Origin of the sequence: Micromonospora sp. NPDC047134, assembly GCF_040643455.1 — a bacterium.
Classification (GTDB): Bacteria; Actinomycetota; Actinomycetes; order Mycobacteriales; family Micromonosporaceae; genus Micromonospora.
Genome location: NZ_JBEYUI010000041.1, coordinates 1 through 15,903 on the forward strand (window position 1 = coordinate 1; position 15,903 = coordinate 15,903).

Below are 15,903 nucleotides of genomic sequence, written 5' to 3' on the forward strand. Positions count from 1 at the left end.
AACGGGCCGCACCCGTCCTACATGGACCCCCGAGCCTGCCCTCCTCCAAAAGAACCCAGCTCAGCCAACCCGCAACCGACTACGCAACAGCCCTGGCCCCGGGGTGGACTGCTGCTGACTGGTCATCGAAACACCTCACCGAGACGGGTACATCATGTACCCACATTACGTACAGCAGGCGTCGATGCGAAAGGACCTGTTGCCATCCAAATTCGACGGAGGGCAACTGCGGTGGGAGTTGCTAGCGCCAAGGCACCCAGACTGCCCCGGCTCGGGCGGCCGGGCAGATGATCCGTCCAGTTCCTTGTCGGCACGGACTGAGTGCACAGACAGGCACTCCGGAGCGTACAGAGCTCGACGTGCCAGGCAGGCCCTTGATGTCTTTCGAGCGAACCTACGTCAGAGAGACAAATTTCCTTCGGGTTTCTGCTTCCTGGTCCGCTCGGCACGCCCAAAACCCGGCAGCTTTGACACAGCGAGCTCCTGGAAACGGCGGCCTGGACGACCGCTGATCTACCAGGAGCCCGCTTCCTGTCGATCGATCAAAGGTTAGGCTTTGTGCCCTTCGCTGCACATAAGCTCAGCCAATTCTCGGACGCCCATCTACCGACTAGCAGAGCGGCGAGGTCGGAACCCGCAATCACCACTAATGCTTTTTACTGTCGAAGCCCAACTCACCGCGGCGTGTACTTGTCGCAGGTGGTTGACGCCCAAGCCGCGTCGACGATGTATTCGTCGTACCAGTAGCACCTATTGATGATCGAGGCGACGTGAGGCGGATTGGTTTGCCAGCACTGGTAAGTCCAATTCGAGCAGCGATACATGTTGGGAACGGTGGCCGCACGAGCCGGCGCGCCCACAAGGATTATGCTGGCAAGTAGGCCAACAATCGTAAGTGCAATTGCTGTTCGACTAGGTCTTTCCATGCTTCTCCTCCGATAATCCGCCGGATTCTCCTATCACTGTGGCCAAGTCACGCCAAGAGCACTAGATTGGATCATCAAATCGGTACATTCAGTTATGCAGATTTGACTGAACGGAGGAGATGCGAACCCTGCCAGGTTGACGGTGTTGAACCTGGGCCGCTCATTGATGATTTTCGGCAGCAACTCCGCGTCAAGATATACGCCATTCAGCAATCGCGGCACATGAGCTGTGACCGGCGACCACGGCACAAAGGGCGCGGCGACCACGAGCGTCAATCGCCGCCGGGCACGTTGCCAGGCCCAACACGGCCCGCTATGCATCCTCGAAGGCACCGTGATCCTGCTGGCGGTCGACCGGCTGCCCTGAGGTGTCACCTCGAAGGCAATCCGACTCGGGTGGTTCCAACCTGCCACCATCACCGCGGAGGTCGGCCCTAGCAGATGCACTCCTGTCGCCTTTCCGACTCGAGTACGCCTTCCGCATGCTTCAAACAGAGCTGGCACTCAAACGCCCGCACCACCCGAACGACTCACGCTAACTTGATCTTTAACCTGCGCGACGTGGTCTCGGGTTGTTCGAGGTCTTCGTCTTCTTCGTGCTGCCTTTCGGTTTTGTGCTGGTGGCGGCGGTGGCGATGTGGACGTCGTGGCGGGTTGCCGGGTGGCGGTTGCGTAGTCCGGGTGGTCGCACCGCCCCCCATTCAGCCCGGCCAGGGACGTCGGCTGAGCCGACCACGGTAGTCAGACTGCCGACAGCACGGAACCACAGCGGGTGACCAGGGGTTTCACTGTCACCTGGCGGGTAATCGCGGGCACCGGTGCCCCGGGAGGTGAACAGGGTCCCGGAGTGAGGGAGCGTGCGCATGTCCGATCAGCAGCCCACCATCATCTTCGTGCACGGCGCGTTCGCCGAGTCGGCTAGCTGGAACGGTGTGATCGAGCGGCTGGGGGCCGGGTACAACACGGTGGCCCTGGCCAACCCGCTGCGCAGCCTCGCCGGGGACGCCGCGTACCTGGGGGACGTGATGCGCTGGGTCGGCGGCCCGGTCGTGCTCGTCGGCCACTCGTACGGCGGAATGGTGATCACGCAGGCAGCGGCCGACAATCCGACCGTGCGGGCCCTGGTGTACGTCAACGCCCTGGCCCCGGACACCGGCGAGAGCGCCCTGTCACTGTCCGGGCAGTTCCCCGGCAGCACCCTGCCCGGCAACCTGGTGCAGTACCCGGTGTCCTCCGGCGGCAACGAAGTGGCCATCGCCCAGAACGCCTACCACGGACAGTTCGCCGCCGACGTCTCCGCCGACCAAGCCTCCCTCATGGCCCGAACCCAACGGCCGGTCACCGAACAGGCCCTCAACGACGGTCTCGTCGGCGACCCCGCCTGGCGGTCACTGCCCAACTGGTTCGTCTTCAGCGACGCCGACATGAACATCCCGGTCGCCGCACACCGATTCATGGCCGAACGAGCCAACCCACGCGGACAGCGGGAGGTCGCCGGCGGCTCCCACGCCCTGTCTGTCTCCCAGCCCGGCGAGGTCGCCGAGAGCGTCATCGAGGCCGTCCGGAGCACCAGCTGATCCGGCCGCAGCTTCCCAGGTCCGCAACGACGCCTCGGCAGCAACGTCGGGGAAGATGCAGTCTCGTTGGATCGGGAGACAGCATCTTCCCCGAAGTTGCAGGGGACCTGGCCGGCTTCCGCCCGATCGTCGACGGCGTCGACACCGGGCCACGATACTCGGCCAGGTCGCCATACTGCCGATCAGCCGAAGAACGCCTGAAGGTGCTGGACGAGGACGGCCGGCTGCTCGTCAACGAAGTAGTGACCGGTGTTGTCGATCTGCACCAGCGTCAGATCCGTCGTCCGCGAGGACAGCGAGTCGGCGAAGCTGGGGTAGAACATGTCGTGCGCGACGCCCAGGACGGGCACGGTCAGCGGAGCGTACGCGGCACCGTCCTGGATGTCCTGGGGGAGCGCCTGGTACCAGCCGTTGCCACCCCGGATCGCGTCCGCGTTGTTGTAGGCCGCAGCGTAGACAGCCCGGTCGAAGGTGCTGATCGCCGCCTGGTTGACCAGCAGGTTGTCGAACATCCAGTTGACCAGGTAGTGGGCCCGGCCGACGAGCAGCTGCTCGGGCAACTGAGCGACCTGGTTGAACGCGAACCACCAGGGGTGGAACGGCATGCCCGGAACGGGCAGTGCCCGGAACTCGTAGTAGCTCGGGTCGGGGTGCGCGACGTCCAGCAGAGCGATCTTGTCGACCACCTGCGGCGAGTTCGCCGCCAGGCTGAAGGCCACCATGGCGCCCATGTCGTGCCCGGCCACGTTCACCTTGTCGTATCCCAGGTGGGCGGCGAGGGCGGCGATGTCGGCGGCCATGGTCTTCTTGTCGTAGCCACCCTGCGGCTTCGCGGAGTTACCCGCGCCGCGCAGGTCCACCGCGATGACCCGGTAGCGTGTGGCCAGAGCCGGCATCACCTTGTGGTACTCCCACCAGGTCTGCGGCCAGCCGTGCAGCAGGAACAGCGGCTTGCCCCGGCCGCCGATGACGTAGTGCAGCCGGACACCGTTGACGGTGGCGTATCGGCTGCTGAAGCCGGGCAGCATGCCCGCTAGGAGCGCCGAGGACGGAGCCGCCGGAGCCGAGGGCGCCGCTGCCGCCCGAGCCGGGTCGACGATCGCCGCTGCGGTAACCGCACCGGCACCCAGCGCCAACCAATTCCTTCTATTCACCAAACCTCCATGCTGTCGATATGTCCCTTGGACACCCGAGGCCACCAGGAGACGGCAGACGCCGATGTCCAATGTGGAGAGGGATCGTACTCGAAGATCGACGAGAATGCGGTCAGGGTACGCGACAGATTTTCCTGGTCGTAAGGGGTCAGGAAGCGGCCGATCCCCTTACGCCGTGCCCAAAAGTTACTGAAACGGCCCGGAAGGTTCTCGCATCGCCCTCGGCGAAAGCTCCCTATTCAGCCCGCGTTTCACCCTCACCTGGCGGGTATTCGGGCGTACCGTCACCGCGGAGGGTGAACAGGGTCCCGGAGTGAGGGAGCGTGCGCATGTCCGATCAGCAGCCCACCATCATCTTCGTGCACGGCGCGTTCGCCGAGTCGGCTAGCTGGAACGGTGTGATCGAGCGGCTGGGGGCCGGGTACAACACGGTGGCCCTGGCCAACCCGCTGCGCAGCCTCGCCGGGGACGCCGCGTACCTGGGGGACGTGATGCGCTGGGTCGGCGGCCCGGTCGTGCTCGTCGGCCACTCGTACGGCGGAATGGTGATCACGCAGGCAGCGGCCGACAATCCGACCGTGCGGGCCCTGGTGTACGTCAACGCCCTGGCCCCGGACACCGGCGAGAGCGCCCTGTCACTGTCCGGGCAGTTCCCCGGCAGCACCCTGCCCGGCAACCTGGTGCAGTACCCGGTGTCCTCCGGCGGCAACGAAGTGGCCATCGCCCAGAACGCCTACCACGGACAGTTCGCCGCCGACGTCTCCGCCGACCAAGCCTCCCTCATGGCCCGAACCCAACGGCCGGTCACCGAACAGGCCCTCAACGACGGTCTCGTCGGCGACCCCGCCTGGCGGTCACTGCCCAACTGGTTCGTCTTCAGCGACGCCGACATGAACATCCCGGTCGCCGCACACCGATTCATGGCCGAACGAGCCAACCCACGCGGCCAGCGGGAGGTCGCCGGCGGCTCCCACGCCCTGTCTGTCTCCCAGCCCGGCGAGGTCGCCGAGAGCGTCATCGAGGCCGTCCGGGGCACCAGCTGATCCGGCCGGGTGACGCGCAGGCAGTCGGACCGGTCATTTTCAACGAAATGTTGACAACACTTCGTTGAAGTGCTGGAGTCGGTGCATGACCGACTCCAGCACCGAGCCCGAGGATCGAGCGCACCGCAGCTACGCCGCGCTGCAACGACTCACCGAACGGCACGCCACCACCGAACGGCAGCGACGGCGGCACACCAACCCGTACGCCGCCGACCCCTACGAGGCGATCGCCGTGCTCCTGGCGCTGGCCGCCGGGGCGGCCGAGCCGGAACCGGGCGAGGAGCCGGTGGACGAGGCGGATCTGCTCGCCGCGCTGACCCTCTTCCCGCACCTGCGAGCGGAGATCGACATCATGGAGGCGGGCCTGTTCCAACTGGCCCGCAGCCGGGGTCTGACCTGGCAGACGATCGGCCAGGGGCTCGGCCTGGGCAGCGCCCAGGCCGCCAAGCAACGCCACGACCGCCTGACCGCCCGCACCCCGCCAGCCCAGACCGCCACCTGAATCGCCCACGACCGGCTCAGACCGCTGACCCCACAAACCGTCTACACGTCGGCAGCAAGTTCGGGGAAGATGCGGTCTCCATTGGACCTGGAGGCAGCATCTTCCCCGAAGTTGCCGGCACCGCACGCAGGAGCGAGGGCTCCGGTCAGCGGGGGACGACGGTCTCCGCCGACCACTCCCGCCAGGTGGCCAGGTGGTCCGCGGCGGCAGCCAGTTGGTCGGCCACCGGGCCGGGGCCGGTGGAGCCGGGAGTGATCCGGGCGGCCAGGGCCGAGCGGACCGACAGCACATCGCGTACGGACGGGTCCAGGTGCTCGCTGACGGCGGCCAGGTCGGCGTCGGAGACCTCATCCAGGGCGCAGTCCCGGGCGGCGCAGAGGGCCACCAGCTTGCCGGTGATCTCGTGGGCGTCGCGGAACGGCACACCCTTGCGGACCAGCCAGTCGGCCACCTCGGTGGCCAGCGAGAAGCCCACCGGCGCGGCGGCGACCAGGCGATCGACCCGTACCGTCATGGTGGAGATCATCCCGGCGAGGGCCGGCAGCAGCAGTTCCAGGGTGTCGACCGCGTCGAAGGCCGGCTCCTTGTCCTCCTGCATGTCCCGGTCGTAGGTCATCGGCAGGCCCTTGAGCATGGTCAGCACGGCGACCAGCCCGCCGACCAGGCGGCCGGACTTGCCCCGGGCCAGCTCGGCGATGTCCGCGTTCTTCTTCTGCGGCATGATCGAGGAGCCGGTGGCGAAGGCGTCGTCCAGCTCCACCCAGCCGAACTCCTGCGAGGTCCAGAGCACCACCTCCTCGCCGAGGCGGGACAGGTGCACGCCGATCATCGCGGTGATGAAGAGGAACTCGGCGACGAAGTCCCGGTCGGCGACCGCGTCCATCGAGTTGGCGAAGGACGTGCGGAAGCCCAGTTCCTTGGAGACCGCCACCGGGTCCAGCGGCAGGCCCGAACCGGCGAGCGCCCCGGCACCGAGCGGGCTGACCGCGGCCCGGTGGTCCCAGTCGCGCAGCCGTTCCAGGTCCCGCAGCAGCGGCTGGACGTGGGCCAGCAGCCAGTGGCCGAAGGTGACCGGCTGGGCGTGCTGGAGGTGGGTCATGCCCGGCGCGGCCGTATCGATGTGCCGCTCGGCCTGCTCGACCAGCGCCTCGGCCAGCTCGACCAGCCGGGCGGCCACCCCCCGGGCATGGTCACGCAGGTAGAGCCGCAGGTCGGTGGCGACCTGGTCGTTGCGGGACCGCCCGGCGCGCAGCTTGCCGCCGAGGCTGCCGAGACGCTCCAGCAGACCGCGTTCCAGCGCGGTGTGCACGTCCTCGTCGTCGACCGTCGGCCGGAAGGCGCCGGAGGCGCAGGCGGCCTCCAGGTCGTCCAGGGCGGCGAGGATGCGGCCCAGTTCGTCCGGGTCGAGCAGGCCCGCGCTGGCCAGCACCCGGGCGTGGGCCCGGGACCCGGCGATGTCGTACGGGGCCAGTCGCCAGTCGAACTGGACGCTCACCGACAGCCGGGCTAGGGCCTCCGAGGGGCCACCGGCGAACCGGCCACCCCACAGGCTCGTACGGTTGGCTGCGGCGCTGTTCTCGGTCAGGGTCTTGTCGTCCACCCCGCCCATTCTGGTGGTCACGATCGCACCTCAATCAACCGGGCGTACCGAGCATTCATGGTGTGCCACTCCCGTCGACGTTCTCGTCGCGGCGGGCCCAGCCGGCGAGCCGTTCGCCGAGCGCGGCTCCGCCGTCGCTCTCCCGGGCCACGACGAGGATGGTGTCGTCGCCGGCGATGGTGCCGACGACCTCCGGCAGGCCAGCCCGGTCCAACGCGCTGGCCAGGTAGTGGGCGGCCCCCGGTGGGGTCCGCAGCACGGCGATGTTGCCGCTGGAGTCGACCTCGTTGAGCAGTTCGTGCAGCAGCCGTACCAGCCGGGCCGGGGCCGCCTCCGCGCCGCGCAACGGGCGGTGCCCGTCCTCCGGGATCACGTACACGGCCCGACCGTCGCCGCCGCGGGCGGTGACGGCGCCGAGTTCCTTCAGGTCCCGCGACAGGGTGGCCTGGGTGACCTGGACGCCCTCGTCGCCGAGCAGTTCGGCGAGTTCGGTCTGCGAGCGGATCGCCCGGTCCCGGATCAGTTCGACGATTCGGGCATGGCGGGCGGCACGGGTCAGGGGTGCGGTCATAGGGCCTTACCCTGCCAGCAGGAAGGTCAGCAGCGCCTTCTGGGCGTGCAGGCGATTCTCCGCCTGGTCGAACACCGCGCTCTGCGGGCCGTCGAGCACCTCGTCGGTGATCTCCTCGCCCCGGTGCGCCGGCAGGCAGTGCAGCACGATCGCCTCCGGCGCCGCGTGGGCCAGCAGGGTCTTGTTGACCTGGTACGGCAGGAACGGGGTGATCCGGTCCAGTCCGTCGCTCTCCTGCCCCATCGAGGTCCAGGTGTCGGTGGCGATCACGTCGGCGTCCCGGACGGCGGCCACCGGGTCGGTGAACACCTGCGCCGATCCGCCGGTGTCGGCGGCGATCTCCCGGGCCCGGGCCACCACCTCGCCAGCGGGCTGGAAGTCGGCCGGGCCGGCGACCCGGACGTGCATCCCGGCGGTCACCCCGGCCAGCAGGTAGGAGTGGGCCATGTTGTTGGCCGCGTCGCCGAGGTAGGTCAGGGTCCGCCCGGCGGTGCCGCCGCACCGCTCCCGCACGGTGAGCAGGTCGGCCAGCAGTTGGCAGGGGTGGAAGCCGTCCGTCAAAGCGTTGATCACCGGTACGGAGGCGCCGGTGGCCACCTCGGCGATCCGGTCGTCGCCGTGGGTACGCAGCACGATCGCGGCCACGTACCGGGACAGCACCCGACCGGCGTCGCTCAGGGCCTCACCCCGACCGAAGTGCGTGACCTGGGTGTCCACCACGAGGGGGTGGCCGCCGAGTTCGGCGATGCCGACGTCGAAGGAGATCCGGGTACGCAGGCTCTGCTTGTCGAACAGCACGGCCACCGCCCGGGGCCCGGCCAGCGGGGTGTGCGCGAAGCGGTCGGCCTTCATCCGGGCCGCCAGATCCAGCACGGCGGACTGCTCGGCCGGGGTGAGGTCGTCGTCGCGCAGGAAGTGCCGGGTCATGCGGGGGCCTCCGTCGGGGTGTGATCCGCGCCGGGGTGGTCGGCCGAAGCGGGCGGTACGGCGAGCGGGCCGCGTGGGTGCTGGTCGGTCGCGCCCGGCGCCACGGCCGCGGCGGTGGTCAGGGCGGTGGGCAGGGCGGCCAGGAAGGCGTCGGCCTGCTCGGCGGTGAGGATCAGCGGCGGGGCCAGCCGGAGCACGTCCGGCTGCACCGGGTTGACCAGGAATCCGGCCGTCCGCAGGGCCTCGGCCGCGGCGGGTGCCACCGGGGCGGCCAGGGTCACCCCGAGCAGCAGCCCGGCGCCCCGGACCCCACCGATCAGGGGGTGCCCGAGGGCCTCGATCCCCCGGCGCAGCCGTTCCCCTACCCGCTTGACGTGGTCCAGCAGCCCTTCCTGGGCGATGGTGGAGATCACCGCCAGGGCGGCGGCGCAGCTCACCGGGTTACCCCCGAAGGTGGTGCCGTGCGAGCCGGGGGACAGCAGGTCGGCAGCCCGGCCGAAGGCCAGGGTGGCGCCGATGGGCAGCCCACCCCCGAGCCCCTTGGCCAGGGTCACCACGTCCGGTTCCACCCCCTCGGCCTGGTGGGCGAACCAGTGTCCGGTACGCCCGATCCCGGTCTGCACCTCGTCGAGCACCAGCAGGGCGCCGCACCGGGCGGTGATCCGCCGGGCGGCGCGCAGGTAGCCGGCCGGTGGCACGACCACCCCGTTCTCGCCCTGGATGGGCTCCAGGATCACCATGGCGGTGGCCTCGGTGACGGCCGTCTCCAGGGCACCCACATCCCCGTACGGGACGTGGGTGACCTCGCCGGGCAGGGGGCGGAAGGGGTCGGCCTTGGCGGGCTGGCCGGTCAGGGCCAGGGCGCCCATGGTGCGGCCGTGGAAGCCGCCCACGGTGGCCACCACATGGGTGCGGCCGGTGCGCCGGGACAGCTTGAACGCCGCCTCGTTGGCCTCCGCCCCGGAGTTGGCGAAGAAGACCCGGCCGGGCCGACCGGCCAGGGCCAGCAGCAGCTCGGCCAGGGCCACCGGCGGCTCGGAGATGAACAGGTTCGACACGTGCCCCAGGGTGGCCACCTGCTTGGACACGGCGGCCACCACGGCCGGGTGGGCGTGTCCCAGGGAGTTCACGGCGATGCCGCCGAGCAGGTCGACGTACTCCCGGCCGGTGTCGTCGACCACGACGGCGCCGGAGCCGGAGACGAGGGCCAGGGGTGGGGTGCCGTAGTTGTCCATCATGGACTGGCGCCACCGGTCGGCGAGGGCGGTCATGACGGCACCGAGCCTTCCTTGGTCGAGGGGGCCGCGAGCTCGCTGTGGGCGTTCACGACCATGGTTCCGAAGCCTTCCGAGGTGAAGACCTCCAGCAGGGTGGAGTGGGCTACCCGGCCGTCGACCACGTGCGCGGCCGGCACTCCCTCGGAGACCGCGCGCAGGCAGGCTTCCATCTTGGGCACCATGCCGGACTCCAGCGACGGCAGCAGCTTCGCCAGCTCCTCGGTGGTGATCTCGCTGATCAGGCTGGAGGTGTCCGGCCAGTCGGCGTAGAGGCCGGGGACGTCGGTGAGCATGACCAGCTTGCGGGCCCGCAGGGCGATCGCCAGGGCGGCGGCGGCGGTGTCGGCGTTGAGGTTGTGCAGCACCCCGTCGACGTCCGGCGCCACGGTGGAGATCACCGGAATCCGGCCGGCCGCGATCAGGTCGGCCACCGCGGAGATGTTCACCGACTCGACATCGCCGACCTGCCCTACGTCGACCGGTTGCCCGTCGACGTAGGCGGGGCGGCGTACCGCGGTGAACAACCCGGCGTCCTCACCGGAGAGCCCGACGGCCAGCGGACCGTGGGAGTTGATCAGACCGACCAGTTCCCGCCCGACCTGGCCGACCAGCACCATCCGGACCACGTCCATCGCCTCCGGGGTGGTCACCCGCAGGCCGCCCCGGAACTCGCTGTCGATGCCCAGCCGCCCGAGCATCGCCGAGATCTGCGGGCCGCCACCGTGCACCACCACCGGCTTGAGACCGGCATAGCGCAGGAAGACCATGTCGGCGGCGAAGGCCCGCTGCAACTCCGGGTCGATCATGGCGTTGCCGCCGTACTTGACGACCACGGTCGCGCCGGAGAAGCGCTCCAGCCAGGGCAGCGCCTCGATCAGGGTGGCCGCCTTGGCCTGGGCGCGGGTCAGGTCCGAGTTCAGGTTCATGTCGAGTAGGCCGAGTTCTCGTGCACGTAGGCGTGGGACAGGTCGTTGGTCCACACCGTCGCCTCGGTGGCACCGGCGTGCAGGTCGATGCGGATGGTGACGTCCCGGCCGGTCAGGTCGACCTTCGACCGGTCCTCGGCGGCGGCCCCGCCCCGGCACACCCAGATGCCGTTGACGGCCACGTCGACCGCGTCCGGCTCGAACTCGGCGGCGGTGGTGCCCACGGCGGCCAGGATCCGACCCCAGTTCGGGTCGTTGCCGAACAGGGCGGTCTTCACCAGGTTGTTGCGGGCCACCGACCGGCCCACCTCGACCGCGTCGTCCTCGTCGGCCGCGCCGACCACCTCGATGGCGATCTGCTTGGTGGCGCCCTCGGCGTCGGCGATCAACTGCTGGGCCAGGTCGTGGCAGGCCGCGGTGACCGCCGCGGTCAACTCCGCAGCGCTCGGCGTGACCCCGGAGGCGCCGCTGGCCAGCAGCAGGACGGTGTCGTTGGTGGACATGCAGCCGTCGGAGTCGATCCGGTCGAAGGTGACCCGGGTGGCGGCGCGCAAGGCGGCGTCCAGGGTCTGCGGGTCGGCGACCGCGTCCGTGGTCAGCACGCAGAGCATGGTGGCCATCGCCGGGGCCAGCATGCCGGCGCCCTTGGCCATGCCGCCGACGGTCCAGCCGGCACCGGAGATCACCGTGGTCTTCGGTCGGGTGTCCGTGGTCATGATCGCCTCGGCGGCGGCCTGCCCGCCCTCGGCGCTCAGGGCCCCGATGGCGGCCCCCACCCCCGGCAGGAGCTTGTCCATCGGCAGCCGCTCGCCGATCAGACCGGTCGAGCAGATCGCCACCTCACCCGCCCCGAACGGCTGGTCCGGGTGCAGCGCGGTCAGCGCGGCGGCGGCGTGTTCGGCGGTGGCGTGGGTGTCCTGGAAGCCGGCCGGGCCGGTGCAGGCGTTGGCCCCGCCCGAGTTGAGCACCACCGCCCGGACCAGCCCGCCGTGCAGCACCTGCTCGCTCCATGCCACCGGTGCGGCCTTGACCCGGTTGCTGGTGAAGACTCCGGCGACCCCGGTGTCCGGGCCGTCGTTGACGACCACGGCGACGTCCGCTGCGCCGCTGCTCTTGAGGCCGGCGGCCACCCCGGCCGCCCGGAACCCCGCAGGTGTGGTGACGGTCATGGCGTTACCCCCAGCGGGGACAGGCCCGTGGTCTCGGGCAGGCCGAACATCAGGTTGGCGTTCTGTACCGCCTGGCCTGCGGCGCCCTTGCCGAGGTTGTCCAGGGCGGCTACCACGATCAACCGACCGGAGTCGAGGTCGACCGTGGCTTGCAGGTGGCAGGAGTTGCTGCCCAGGGTGGCCGCGGTGTGCGGCCAGCGGCCCTCGGGCAGCAGGTGGACGAAGGGGCTGTCCGCGTACGCCTGGGCCAGCACCGCCCGGGGGTCGGCCGAGCCGGTCGGCCGGGCGGTCACGGTGGCCAGGATGCCGCGCGGCATCGGGGCCAGCACCGGGGTGAAGGACAGGCCGGTCGCCCCGGTGGCCTGCTTGATCTCCGGTACGTGCTGGTGGGCGCCGACCTTGTAGGGCGACAGGTCGCCCATCACCTCGCTGGCCAGCAGGTGGGTCTTGGCGGCCCGACCGGCCCCGGAGGTGCCGGAGGCCGCGACGACCACCACGTCGGCGGGCTCGGCGACACCGGCGGCGATCAGCGGCGCCAGCGCCAGGGTGATCGTGGCGGCGTAGCAGCCGGTGTTGGCGACCCGGGTGGCGGCGGCGATCCGCTCGGCCTGCCCGGGCAGCTCCGGCAGGCCGTAGGTCCAGGCACCGGCGTGCGGGCCGCCGTAGTAGCGGGCCCAGGCCACGCCGTCGGTGAGGCGGTGGTCCGCTCCCAGGTCCACCACCCGGACCTCGGGGGGCAACTGGGCGGCCAGGGCGGCGGACTGGCCGTGCGGCAGCGCCAGGAAGACCAGGTCGGCCTCGGCGAGGGTCTCCGGTACGGTCTCCGCGAAGGTCTGATTCAGCCCGACCAGTTGCGGGTGCACGCTGTCGACGGGCTGCCCCGCCTGGCTGTGCGCGGTGGCGGTGACCAGGTCGAACTCGGGATGACCGGCGAGCAGGCGGAGTAACTCACCACCCGCGTAGCCACTAGCACCGGCGACCGCGACCCGGATTCCCATGCCTACCTCCGTATGACTATGCAGGGAGGCTAGCAGCGCGGACTCGTCACTGCAAGTTCATGCAGGGGGCCGCATGAGAATGCTTTATTGTTAAGAAGGGACCCCTGCTCTACCGGAGGCGTTAACAGGGGGCCCTTCCTTGCCTCTACAGGCGGCCCTCGGCCACCGCCTGGGTGACCCAGGGGATGACCTCGTCGAGCATCTCGTCGAGGGAGGTGGTCGCGGTGAAGCCCAGCACCTCGGCGGCCTTAGCGGTGTCCGGCACCCGCTTGCGGACGTCGTAGCGGAAGGGTTCGTCGCTGACGTACCGGAACGGCACCTCCGGGCCCTTGATCTTGTGCCAGATAAGCTCGGCCAACTCCAGCACCGTGGTCGACCGGGCGGTGGAGAGGTTGAAGTCCTCGTTGTGGGCCGCCGGGTGCTCGATCGCCAGCGCGATGCCCCGGGCCAGGTCACCGCCGTAGGTGTAGTGCCGCACCTGGTCGCCCTCACCGAGGATGTGCAGCGGATCCTGCCCCTTGACGATCTTCTGCACCAGGTCGGGGACCACGTGGGACATGGCCAGCTTCACGTTGCCGGAGAGCACCTCGGCCTGCCCCAGGGCCCGACCCTCCCCCACCCCGACGCAGTTGAAGGGCCGCACGATCGTGTACGGCAACCGGTACTGCTCCCAGGCGGCCCGGGCGTAGTACTCCACCGCCAGCTTCTGGAACCCGTACGACGACAGGGGTGGCGGGATGCGCCGCTCGTCCCCCTCCCGGCTGGGCCAGTGCTCGGTCGACTCGTACACCATCGAGGAGGAGAGGTAGGTGACCTTGCGTAGGCTGCCGTCCCGGTGGGCCCGCAGCGCCGCGTCGCAGGTCGCGGCCATGATCCGCTCGTTGGTGGCGAGCAGGTCATAGGCGTACGCGTGGAAGTAGGAGATCCCGCCGATCATCGCCGCCCCGGCCACCAGATGGTCGCAGCCGTCCAGCAGCTCGGTCAGCAGGTCGGTGTCGCGGGCGTCGCCCTCGACGAACCGGAACCGGGGATGGGTGTCGTAGCTGTGACTGACCGGGCCGTACTTGGAGAAGTTGTCCACCCCGACGACCTCGTGGCCCCGGTCCAACAGCTCCGCGACCAGATAGCCGCCGATGAAGCCGGCCGAACCAGTTACCAGGACCTTAGCCACGTGCGCTCCTATGCGGTCTTCTCGTACTCGGTGGACTCGACGGTCTGCACCGCCGCCGGTCGGGTCCGGGCGGCCAACTTCTCCCGGCTCAGCCGTCGACCGTAGGCGAACAGATACCAGCGCAGGTACCCGGGGAGGAACCGGCCCAGGTCGAAGTGGGACTCCCCGAGGGGCCGGTCCAGCCAGATGGTCGGGATCTCGGCCACCGGCAGCCGCAGCCGGGTCGCCTTGGCGGTCAACTCCAACCCGATCTCGAAACCGGTCCGCGACTCGATGCCGACCTCCCGGACGAAGGCGGTGTCGTACGCCTTGAAGCTGTTGGTGGCGTCCCGGGTGCCCACCCGCGCCAGGGTGTAGAGGCTGCGCCCCGCCCAGCGGGACATCATCCGCTTCAGCCGGGGCCCGCCCACCTGCTGACCGCCGGGCATGTACCGGGAGGCCGCGGCCACCACCACCCCCCGGTCCACCAGCCGGGCCAGCTCGTCGATCTGCCGGGGATCGTCACAGCCGTCGGCCATGGTCACCACCACGACCGGGGCCCGCGCCACGTCGATGCCGAACCGGATGGCGTTGGCCGGTCCCCGCCCGTAGGTGTTGAGCACCGCCCGCACCCGGGGGTCCGTCCGGGCGGCCTGCTCGACGTACGGGACGGTGGTGTCCTCCGGCATGTCGTGCACGATGAGCACCTCGGCCGGCAGCAGCATCTCCCGCAGCATCCGCTCCAGGCAGCGCACGATCGCCGCGCCCTCGTTGTAGACCGGCACGATCACCGAGACCCGGGGGATCACACCCGCACCCCCTGCCCGGTCAGACCCCACATGTCGATCACCGGTTTGTCGGTGTCCAGGCGGGCGTACTGCTCGTGCGGGGCGGCGATGACCAGCAGGTCGGCCCGCCGCAGCACCTCCTCCAGGTCGAGGAAGCGCCCGTCGACGACGTACGGGTCGGTGCAGAGGGTCTCCCGGGTCTTCAACGCCAGGATCTTGCGCAGCTTGTACGCCAGGCTCTCCCGGGGGTCGTCGCTGCCGCCCTTGAAGGCCATGCCGAGGATGCCCACGGTCGAGTTGGCCAGGTCGAACCGGTCCTCCAGCCGGGAGACCAGGTACAACGGCAGCCCCTCGTTGATCAGCATCGCGGAGTGGCCGAGCACGAAGTTGTTCCGGTTGAAGGCGGCCAACTGCATGGTGTCCTTGAACAGGCACGGCCCGGCCGCGAACCCGGGCATCGGCAGGTCGGCGGCGCGGGGGTACTCGTACGCCACGGCGTGCCGGATCCGGGCGAAGTCCAGCCCGAAGTCGTTGGCCATCATCCAGAACTGGTTGGCGGTGGCGAACTTGATGTACCGCCAGGTGTTGGTGAACAGCTTCGCCAGCTCCGCCTCCTCCGGGGTCAGCGTGACGATCCGGTCGGTCAGGTGCCGGAACAGCTGCTCCGCCCGGGCCGAGGCCTGCGGGGTACGCGCGGCCACGATCTGCGGGAGGGTGAACAGCTCCGTCATCGCGTGCCCCTCGGCGATGCGCTCCGGGCAGAAGGCGACATCCGCCTGCACTCCCCGGCCGACCAGCAACTTCTCGGTCAACGCGGTCACCCCGGGATAGACGGTGCTGCGCAGCACCACCAACTGCCCGTCGCGCAGATGCTCCGCGCAGCGTTCCAAGGCCCGCGGCACAGCCCCCAGGTCCGGGTTGAGGTGCTCGTCGACCGGGGTGCCGACCACCACCACCAGGTGCTCGGAGGTGCCGACCGCGGCCGGGTCGGTGGTGGCCCGCAGCCGGCCGGTGGCCACCGCCTCCGCGAGGGGCTCGGCCGCCCCGGCCTCGGCGAAGGGCAGGGTAGCCGAGTTGACCGTGGCGACGGCCTCGGCGTTGATGTCGTACAACACGACGGAGAGCCCGCGGGCGGCGAAGGCGATGCCCAGTGGCAGGCCCACCCGGCCGCAACCACCGACTATGCAGACGTCGACCGAGGCAGAGGGCTCATCGGACATGGGGGGGCTCCCGTGGGGGTGGCGGGTGTGATCCCAAGGGTCATCGGGATCACAGCAGGCTAACCCCTCGGAGGT

At 70.0% G+C, this 15,903-nt stretch carries 14 protein-coding genes; 3 read left to right on the forward strand and 11 right to left on the reverse strand.

From position 1 onward, the window contains the following. The first annotated feature begins 1,789 nt into the window (after positions 1-1,789). Positions 1,790-2,503, forward strand: coding sequence for an alpha/beta hydrolase (locus tag ABZ795_RS27720; RefSeq protein ID WP_357532485.1), 714 nt, complete (start codon positions 1,790-1,792; stop codon positions 2,501-2,503). Positions 2,504-2,685: 182 nt separating this feature from the next. On the opposite strand, the gene ABZ795_RS27725 is transcribed toward ABZ795_RS27720, so the two are convergent. Further along, positions 2,686-3,657: an alpha/beta hydrolase gene (locus ABZ795_RS27725; RefSeq protein ID WP_357532486.1), complete on the reverse strand. Its 972-nt coding sequence runs from the start codon at positions 3,655-3,657 to the stop codon at positions 2,686-2,688. 329 nt (positions 3,658-3,986) lie between these two features. Here ABZ795_RS27725 and ABZ795_RS27730 point away from each other — a divergent pair, with 329 nt between their 5' ends. Beyond that, entirely contained in the window at positions 3,987-4,700 is a 714-nt protein-coding gene (locus ABZ795_RS27730) for an alpha/beta hydrolase (protein WP_357532487.1), read from the forward strand. 85 nt (positions 4,701-4,785) lie between these two features. Beyond that, on the forward strand, positions 4,786-5,202 hold the full coding sequence (locus tag ABZ795_RS27735; protein WP_357532488.1) for a DNA-binding protein: 417 nt from the start codon (positions 4,786-4,788) through the stop codon (positions 5,200-5,202). A gap of 145 nt (positions 5,203-5,347) precedes the next feature. On the opposite strand, the gene argH is transcribed toward ABZ795_RS27735, so the two are convergent. From argH to ABZ795_RS27785, 10 genes are all read right to left on the reverse strand, one after another. Next, the gene (argH, locus tag ABZ795_RS27740; RefSeq protein WP_357532504.1) at positions 5,348-6,811 is read right to left on the reverse strand and encodes an argininosuccinate lyase; all 1,464 of its coding nucleotides are present in this window, start codon (positions 6,809-6,811) and stop codon (positions 5,348-5,350) included. A 46-nt stretch (positions 6,812-6,857) separates the two neighbouring features. Further along, positions 6,858-7,373 (reverse strand): arginine repressor, encoded by a 516-nt coding sequence (locus ABZ795_RS27745; protein ID WP_327026701.1) that lies wholly within the window; start codon positions 7,371-7,373, stop codon positions 6,858-6,860. A 6-nt stretch (positions 7,374-7,379) separates the two neighbouring features. Then, positions 7,380-8,300: an ornithine carbamoyltransferase gene (argF, locus tag ABZ795_RS27750; protein WP_327026702.1), complete on the reverse strand. Its 921-nt coding sequence runs from the start codon at positions 8,298-8,300 to the stop codon at positions 7,380-7,382. Next, positions 8,297-9,571: an acetylornithine transaminase gene (locus tag ABZ795_RS27755; protein WP_357532489.1), complete on the reverse strand. Its 1,275-nt coding sequence runs from the start codon at positions 9,569-9,571 to the stop codon at positions 8,297-8,299. The genes argF and ABZ795_RS27755 overlap by 4 nt, the downstream gene beginning before the upstream one ends. Continuing rightward, positions 9,568-10,503 (reverse strand): acetylglutamate kinase, encoded by a 936-nt coding sequence (argB, locus tag ABZ795_RS27760; RefSeq protein WP_357532490.1) that lies wholly within the window; start codon positions 10,501-10,503, stop codon positions 9,568-9,570. The genes ABZ795_RS27755 and argB overlap by 4 nt, the downstream gene beginning before the upstream one ends. Beyond that, entirely contained in the window at positions 10,500-11,672 is a 1,173-nt protein-coding gene (argJ, locus tag ABZ795_RS27765; RefSeq protein ID WP_357532491.1) for a bifunctional glutamate N-acetyltransferase/amino-acid acetyltransferase ArgJ, read from the reverse strand. Before argJ ends, argB begins: the two co-directional genes overlap by 4 nt. Further along, positions 11,669-12,670: an N-acetyl-gamma-glutamyl-phosphate reductase gene (argC, locus tag ABZ795_RS27770; RefSeq protein WP_357532492.1), complete on the reverse strand. Its 1,002-nt coding sequence runs from the start codon at positions 12,668-12,670 to the stop codon at positions 11,669-11,671. Before argC ends, argJ begins: the two co-directional genes overlap by 4 nt. A 145-nt stretch (positions 12,671-12,815) precedes the next feature. Further along, positions 12,816-13,841, reverse strand: a complete 1,026-nt coding sequence (locus ABZ795_RS27775; RefSeq protein ID WP_327026707.1) for an NAD-dependent epimerase/dehydratase family protein — start codon at positions 13,839-13,841, stop codon at positions 12,816-12,818. Between the two features lie 8 nt (positions 13,842-13,849). Beyond that, positions 13,850-14,629 (reverse strand): glycosyltransferase family 2 protein, encoded by a 780-nt coding sequence (locus ABZ795_RS27780; RefSeq protein WP_327026708.1) that lies wholly within the window; start codon positions 14,627-14,629, stop codon positions 13,850-13,852. Continuing rightward, positions 14,626-15,828 (reverse strand): nucleotide sugar dehydrogenase, encoded by a 1,203-nt coding sequence (locus ABZ795_RS27785; protein WP_357532493.1) that lies wholly within the window; start codon positions 15,826-15,828, stop codon positions 14,626-14,628. The genes ABZ795_RS27780 and ABZ795_RS27785 overlap by 4 nt, the downstream gene beginning before the upstream one ends. Between the last annotated feature and the right edge of the window lie 75 nt (positions 15,829-15,903).